Below are 1,446 nucleotides of genomic sequence, written 5' to 3'. Positions count from 1 at the left end.
GACGATTCCTAATAGCGTTGTCAAGCGGCCGGGGCGACGGATGGTATGGGCTGGTAGCACCGTCCGTCACGCAGGAGTGCCCACAGAACGTTGACCCTGCGCCGGGCGAGCGCCATGACGGCCTGGCTGTGTCTCTTGCCTTCGGCGCGCTTCCGGTCGTAGAAGCGGCGCGACTCGTCGCAGCAGCGGATGCTGATCAACGCGGAGGTGTAGAAGACGCGTTGGAGACGGCGGTTGTAGCGGGTGGGGCGGTGTAGGTTGCCGCTCACCTTCCCGGAATCGCGGGGTGTCGGAGAGACGCCGGCGAAAGCTGCCAGCCGGTCCGCGCTCGCGAAGGCGCCCATGTCTCCACCGGTGGCGGCCAGGAACTCGGCGCCCAGCAGAGCACCGATGCCGGGCATGCTGGCAATCACCTCGGCATTGCGGTGGCGGCGAAACCGGCCCTCGATGAGTTTGTCACTCTCGGCGATCTTTTCGTTGAGGGCTATCACCTCCTCGGCCAAGGAGCGCACCACATGAGCGGTCATGGTCTCGCCGGGGACGCTGGTGTGCTGGCTCTCGGCGGCCTGGACGGCCCTGGCAGCCAGTTCGTCGGCGCTGCGGACCTTGCGGTTGCGCAGCCAGGTGGCCAGACGCCGTAGACCGGCGCGGCGGATAGCAGCAGGGGTCTGGTAGCCGGACAGGAGGACCAGGGGTCCAATGTTGCCCAGGTCGAGTTCGCCTTCCAGGCTAGGAAAGATCTCGTTCAGGTGGCCGCGGAGCCGGTTGATGGTCCGGGTGCGGTCGTCGCTGAGGTCGCGACGATGCCGGGTGAGGACCTTGAGTTCGGCCACCAGGTCGTCGCCGGTCCGCAAGGGCGTGAGATCACGCCGGATTCGGGCCTGGTCGGCGATGACCGCCGCGTCCTTGGCATCGGTCTTGCCGTCACCTCGGTAGCCCTCGGAGGCCCGGTTGACCACCCGCCCAGGGATGTAGAGCAGCTGCTGGCCATGGTTGAGCAGGATCGCGATGACCAGGGCGGCCCCGCCGTCTGCCAAGTCAATGCCCCAGATGGCTTCGTCGCCCAGTCCGAGCACGTCCCCGAGGAGCTTGAGCAGCTCGCTCTCGTCATTGGCGACGCGCCGGGACAGCAGCCGCTTGCCAGTGTCGTCGATCACCACGCAGTGGTGATGGGTCTTCCCTGCGTCGATACCGGCCCAGATCGCTGTCACTCGCTTCTCCGCAGGTCGTTGGTACAGGAACCACAGACGACCTCGCTGTCGAGTCCCTACTGAGCGATCAGTGCCGCAATTCCTAATGAGCAGCCGAGTCGTCGTGGGGCGCCGGGCGGCCAATCGTCAGAAGCCACGACAACGGCAGACTGGTGAAAGCCACACCCGGCACCCCTGGGTGAGCCAACCCTACGAATGGCTCGCTCAGCCCGATCAACAAGGTAGGGACTGGTGA

At 66.2% G+C, this 1,446-nt stretch carries 1 protein-coding gene; it reads right to left on the bottom strand.

What is annotated here, in order from left to right:
- Window positions 1–20: 20 nt before the first annotated feature.
- Window positions 21–1,211, bottom strand: coding sequence for an IS110 family RNA-guided transposase (locus AQJ67_RS44345; protein WP_062725873.1), 1,191 nt, complete (start codon window positions 1,209–1,211; stop codon window positions 21–23).
- Window positions 1,212–1,446 lie beyond the last annotated feature (235 nt).

The sequence above is a fragment of the Streptomyces caeruleatus genome, assembly GCF_001514235.1.
GTDB lineage: Bacteria > Actinomycetota > Actinomycetes > Streptomycetales > Streptomycetaceae > Streptomyces > Streptomyces caeruleatus.
Note: the sequence above shows the minus strand (reverse complement) of the source record. Positions and strands in the feature narration are given on the sequence as shown.